General features: G+C 53.6%; 4 protein-coding genes. 2 read left to right on the top strand and 2 right to left on the bottom strand.

Going from position 1 to position 5,747, the window contains the following annotated elements; genetic code table 11:
- Nucleotides 1–253: 253 nt before the first annotated feature.
- A complete protein-coding gene (locus HMPREF9453_RS10330; RefSeq protein ID WP_008860510.1) occupies nucleotides 254–877 on the top strand; it encodes a cyclodeaminase/cyclohydrolase family protein in 624 nt (207 codons plus the stop codon).
- Nucleotides 878–1,661: 784 nt separating this feature from the next.
- A complete protein-coding gene (locus HMPREF9453_RS10325) occupies nucleotides 1,662–3,287 on the top strand; it encodes a ClC family H(+)/Cl(-) exchange transporter (protein WP_008860509.1) in 1,626 nt (541 codons plus the stop codon).
- A gap of 44 nt (nucleotides 3,288–3,331) precedes the next feature.
- Here the strand turns inward: HMPREF9453_RS10325 and HMPREF9453_RS10320 are convergent, their stop codons facing one another.
- Both HMPREF9453_RS10320 and HMPREF9453_RS10315 read right to left on the bottom strand, forming a co-directional pair.
- Entirely contained in the window at nucleotides 3,332–3,979 is a 648-nt protein-coding gene (locus tag HMPREF9453_RS10320; RefSeq protein WP_008860508.1) for a hypothetical protein, read from the bottom strand.
- Between the two features lie 105 nt (nucleotides 3,980–4,084).
- On the bottom strand, nucleotides 4,085–5,002 hold the full coding sequence (locus HMPREF9453_RS10315; RefSeq protein WP_008860507.1) for a transglycosylase domain-containing protein: 918 nt from the start codon (nucleotides 5,000–5,002) through the stop codon (nucleotides 4,085–4,087).
- Nucleotides 5,003–5,747: the final 745 nt, after the last annotated feature.

The following is a 5,747-nucleotide window of genomic DNA, read 5'->3' as shown; positions in this document are numbered from 1 at the left end:
CTGGAGGGGCGTATAGGCGTTTATGGAGCTTCTTCTTCACCAATGGGGAGACTGGCCAGAGCTATACAGAAATACTGATAAAACCGAAGCCACGGAGATAGTAATCATCGACAGTCAAATGAATTACCGAGGAAAACTTGACACTTACCGCTGTCTCTTCCGCAATAGGAAACTTTCTCCATTCCGTGTATAATAATAAACAAACCATGACCCTGCCGGGTCCTGGGAAATCTGACAATCGAGGTGCATGTGTATGGAAAAGAAAGCTTTCCATGAAAGAACAATTGATGAATTTCTGGATGATTTGGGAAGCGGCTCTCCGGCCCCCGGCGGCGGAGCCGCTGCAGGACTTCTTGGCGCCCAAGCCTGCGCTCTGGCAGAAATGGTGTGCCATCTCACCGAATCCAATAAGAATTACGCAGAGTTTCATGAAAAGGCCAAAGAATACGCTTCCCTGTTCAACATGGCCCGTTCCATATTTTTGGATCTCATGGACGAAGATGCCGCCAATTTCCTTGACCTCATGAAAACCCTCCGCTCCATCCGCAGCCTTCCCCTGGAAAAGCGGCAGGAGGAACAGCTGAAGGCCTTCAAAAAAGCCATCGCCGTACCCCAGCAGATGGCCCAGACCATGAGCGAACTTCTCCCCAGCTTCACCAACCTGCTGCTGAAGGGCAACCAGAATGCCCTGAGCGACTCCATCATGGCCGCCCAGAGCGCCATCGCCTGCATTCAGGCTTCCATTATCAATGTAAAAATCAATATGAAATATATTGATGATGAATTCTATGAACATGAAATGAAAGATACCATCACCAGCTGGGAAAATGCCGTATCCGCCATTGACGCGGTGCTGACTTACCAGGTGGATTTGTAAGAAGGGCCGCTCTTGGACACGCCCCTTTGGGGCGTGAGGGTTCAAGCGCCTTCCGGCGCTCGGGTTCAAAAGGTTCAGAGGGTTCAGAGGGGAAGGTTGACGGCCCTTCGGGCCGAGGGTTGTGGCCGCCTGTCGGCGGCGGGTTGTGTTTCGCTTCGCTCAGGGGGCGACAGCGCCTGCGGCGCTGGGGGTTGCGGATTGCCGCTCTGCGGCAATGCTTATAAAGTCAGCGTTACGGGATTAGCTTTTTGTATCATATGGTATGATAAGCATTCTGGTGATTGGCTCGCTGCGCTCGCCTCCCCCTATCCGGCTGCGCCGGACTTCTCCACGGGAAAGCGTGTCACACGATTCTCAGGTCGCTTTGCTTCCTTACGAATCGTGTTCCCTTGCCACCCCTGTTCAGGGGGCAGAACAACCTGTGCTTAAAGTAGAGTCACTTATTAAAAGATAACGTCACGGAGCTTTATTGTCCCCCCTGCCGCAGGCGGCATAGGCATATATATAATGGCGCCGAAGGCGCCGTACCTCGCCAGCGCAGCGATACTATATAACTCCCGAGGGCGAGAGCCCTCAACCCGCCTGTAAGGCGAAGCCGATCACAGGCAGAACCCTGGCAGCCCAAGGCCAAAGGCCCGGCGGCTGGCTCAACCCTCACGCCCGTAAGGGCGTGTCAACCTTCGGGAATACTGGAAAGCACCGCCCAAGTCCCGGTCCCGATCCCCCCTCTAAACCCTCAAGCCCGAAAGGGGCTTGTCCATAAGCTATCCCAAAGGAGGCTATCATGAAAGAAGACTCTTCTTCCCAGTCCATGAGCCGACAGCTTTTTGAAACCTATGTGGCTCTGGACAACTGGCATACATTCCGCCTCCGTCTGTTTATAGAAGGCATATTTGTAGGTATTTTCGGCGGCCTCTGTATCAGCCTTTTCCGTTTTCTGCTGGGAGAGGCCGAGGCTCTTCGCATCTATGCATACAATGCCTTTCTCATCCCGGCGGTGGCGAAGGAGAATTTCATTCCCCTCTGCCTGTGGGCGGCAGCCCTGGTGGTGACCGGATTTCTCCTCTACCGTATGTGTCTTTACGCTCCCATGGCGGGCGGCTCCGGCATTCCCCAGGTGAAGGGTGTCATTCTGGGTCTTTATAAAATGAAATGGTTCCGCATTCTCTGGGTGAAGATTATTGCCGGTGCTCTAGGCATCGGCGCCGGTCTTTCCCTGGGAAGGGAAGGGCCTTCTATCCAGATCGGCGCTGTAGCAGGCCAGGGGCTTTCCCGCCTGCTGGGCCGCACCCGCATGGAGGAACGATACCTGATTACCAGCGGTGCCAGTGCCGGCCTGGCGGCTGCCTTCAATGCGCCCCTGGCAGGCATGATGTTTGCCCTGGAAGAGCTGCACCGTAATTTTTCCGGCGCCGTGCTTCTTCCCACCATGACCAGCGCCATTACCGCCACCATTGTGACCCATTTCTTTTTCGGGCGGAGCACCAGTTTCCATTTCCTCAACCTGGTGCCCATGCCCGCCGAGCACCTAGGGCTGGTGGTGCTCATTGCCATTTCCGCCGGCTTTGCAGGCATTATTTTCAACTATGGTCTTCTTCATACCGGCTCTTTTTACAATCTGCCCTTCTTTAAGAATCAGTATGTAAAAATCCTGTTTGCTCTTTTCTCCGCCTGCCTTCTGGGCTTCTTCCTGCCCCAGGTGCTGGGCGGCGGCAATACCCTGGTAGACCAGCTGGCAGCCGGCCGTTTCACCAGCCTTTCCTTCCTGGTCCTCCTTCTGATAGGGAAATATGTTTTCACCCTCATCAGCTACGGCTGCGGCGTGCCTGGCGGTTTCTTCCTGCCCCTTCTGGTGGTGGGCGCCCTGCTGGGGAGCGTGGAGGCCCATGTGCTGGTGTCTCTGGAGCTCATCAATGAGGTGTATACGCCCAATATCATCATCATCGGCATGGTATCCCTCTTTGCCGCCAGCGTCCGTTCTCCCATTACCGGCACCCTTCTCATTCTGGAAATGACCGGCGACTTCGGCCACCTCATGGCCCTGGCCCTGGGAAGCGCGGTGGCCTACATAACCGCCGAGCTTTTGAAGGGCGAGCCCATTTATGACGCCCTCCTGAAGAAATCCCTCTCCGCCAAGCCGGACAGGGCCTGCGAGGAAGAAAGAAATATTGTGGAGGTACCCATAGGCAGCGGATCCCTTCTGGAAGGAAAGAAAATCCGGGACGTGCCCCGCATGAAGCAGACCATCATAATCGACCTGAAGCGTCACGGCGAGAGCGTGATTCCTGACCCGGACATCCGCCTTCAGGCAGACGATTTCCTCTACATTCTCACAGCCAGCAAAAATGCAGCGGCCCTGAAGCAGCTGGGCGAGGAACCGGCGCCGTTGAAACGAGGCAGGAAATCATAAAAAAACTGTGAAAAAATGTGCAGTCATTTTTTCACAGTCTTTTTTTATCTTCTGCCTCTCCGTCTCTGGAGGGTCCTTCCGGGGCTTCCTCTCCGGATGGCCCGGGATGGTCTGACTTCTTCTCCCGAAGCGGCGGCCTTACTGCCGGTGCCCAGCTTACCGGTACGGATGGCCGTTCTCTTGGCAATGAGGAACCAGCCTGCCAGCTTGTCCGCTGTCTTCCCTTCGCTGCTGTTTTTCGCAGAACTATCTTCAGGATAGGATTTCTTGTAGTATTCTACCGCATTTTTGCTGTTCGTCTTGTCATCGGAGGCCACACTCTGGAAGTCCAGGAGGTTCTTTCCCAGAAAGAGGATGAGAAGCACCGGATAGGCAGAGAGGGGATACACCTTTTGCACAATGGAAAGGGCGATGATCACCACTGCCACCACAATGGCAGCCATGGCGGTATATTTCTGCATGGACAGCATTTTTTTGAACTTGTCATCCATGGCAGAGAGCCAGATATTTCCGCCGGCTTTGAAATAATGAACAAATTCCTTATCCCGAAAGCTCCTGTCCCCTTTATGGTGTTCAATAATCTGGTCCGTGATTTTGTCCACATTTTTCCGGAGCCGAATCATCTGGTATCCGATAAGGAAGCCGATGGAGGTAATAATCACTGCAATAATGATGAAAGTTAAAGATTCCATATCCCTGTCTCCTGTCAAACGATTTTCTGCTTTGCATTTCTCTATTATACTCGCCGCCGGAATCCATGAAAAGACGGGACGGAAATTTCCGTCCCCTTTAAATCATCACTTCAGCCACAGGTGCATGGCGGACTTGGCCGCCTCTTCCGGTGTAATATAGCCTTCCTGGGCCATAAGGGCCAGCACGGTGGTCATGCGCTTGGCCCCTTCCTGGGGATGGCTGATGGGGTCATAGGCCGACGGTGCCTGGGGCAGTCCTGCCAGCATGGCGCACTGGGACAGGTCCAGATCCTTAGGCTCCTTTCCAAAGTACACCCGGCTGGCCTCGCCTACGCCATAGGTGCCATGGCCGAAATAAATGGTATTGAGATAGAGCTCCAGGATTTCCTCTTTCGAATAATTCCGCTCCAGCTGCACTGCCAGTGCCAGCTCCTCCAGCTTTCTGGTCATGGTGCGGTCATTGGAGAGGAAAATGTTCTTCACCGTCTGCTGGGCAATGGTGCTTCCCCCTTCCAGGGTTTCTCCTGCCATGGAATTGGTGATGAAAGCCCGGGCCACACCGATGATATCCACGGCTCCATGGTCGTAGTACCGCCGGTCCTCGGTGGCAATGATGCCCTTCTTCAGAAGATCCGGTATTTTGTCATAGGGCACAAACTTCTCCCGATGCACCCTGGATTCCAGAGACTCCCTGAAATGGGACACATCGTTCCATTTCTCCTGGAGCGTACCGGCCTCCGTCTTTTCCTTCACCACCGTCGAAGGAGAGGCGGGAGACGGTTTCGCCTGCTTCTCCACCGCCCCCTGGGCCGTGGGAGAAGAGGACATACCGGAAATCAGGGTGGCCACCGTATCCTTCACTTCCGCTATGATCCCCTTTTCCTCCTTCGCCGGCTTCACCGGCTGGGCGGACACGGCGCCGCCATGAGAGGCCTTCGCCTGGCGGCTCAGGTCATCTCCCTGGGACATGCCCCAGTATACGGCGCATCCCAGTATAATCAGAAGAAATAGAAATTTTTTCATAGGGTTTCCTCTTGCTTGAAAAAATAGAATATGCCTGTCTATTTATTGTACCATATCTACAAAATTCAGAGGGTTCAGAGGAAAAGGTTCTTAAGATTGACCGGTCCTGTAGGCCGGAGGGTTCTTAGGTTTGACAGGCCTTTGGCCTGAAGGTTGTGGTGGCGGCTGGCGCCGCAATTTTTAACAGGAGCTGCTGATCGGCTATAAAACTCATCGTCCACGAGGGCGATACCACACCCCTCTGAACCCTTCCCGCCGACTGGTATTTAATGCCATTTATCCCTAATGCTCCGCATACCGAGATTCTTCGCCTTCGGCTCAGAATGACTGTATCCGGCGGTAAATCTCGTAACGCCGTCTTTATATTCATCGCCCCCTAAAGGGGAAACGACTCACTACATTTTGCGCGTCGCTAGCGCTCCTTCAAAATGTGTTCGCTGTGCACCGCCAGGGCGATACCACAACCCTCAGCCGCAAAGCGGCTGTCAAACTTCAAAACCTTAAGAACCTACGGGGCCAAAGGCCCCGTCAACCCTCACGCCCTTCGGCCCCCTGCGCAGCGCTCCTTAGTGTAAAATTTTACTCGGTAGGGGAATTTTTCCAGAAACAATAAAAGAGGAAAGCCTCCCCTTGAGTGGAAATGTTATAATTTCCGTGGCAAAGAATAAAACAAAGAAAGGTCTTTCCTCATGGATATTATAACAAAAACTGGAGAAATTTGGAGTGAAAATGCAATAGGAGCAGT

Origin of the sequence: Dialister succinatiphilus YIT 11850, assembly GCF_000242435.1 — a bacterium.
Taxonomy (GTDB): Bacteria; Bacillota; Negativicutes; order Veillonellales; family Dialisteraceae; genus Dialister; species Dialister succinatiphilus.
This window is presented reverse-complemented; position numbering and strand designations above follow the sequence as displayed.

Coding starts and splice junctions, on each gene's coding strand:
- HMPREF9453_RS10330 (WP_008860510.1), top strand. CDS start 254: ATGGAAAAGAAAGCTTTCCATGAAAGAACAATTGATGAATTTCTGGAT.
- HMPREF9453_RS10325 (WP_008860509.1), top strand. CDS start 1,662: ATGAAAGAAGACTCTTCTTCCCAGTCCATGAGCCGACAGCTTTTTGAA.
- HMPREF9453_RS10320 (WP_008860508.1), bottom strand. CDS start 3,979: ATGGAATCTTTAACTTTCATCATTATTGCAGTGATTATTACCTCCATC.
- HMPREF9453_RS10315 (WP_008860507.1), bottom strand. CDS start 5,002: ATGAAAAAATTTCTATTTCTTCTGATTATACTGGGATGCGCCGTATAC.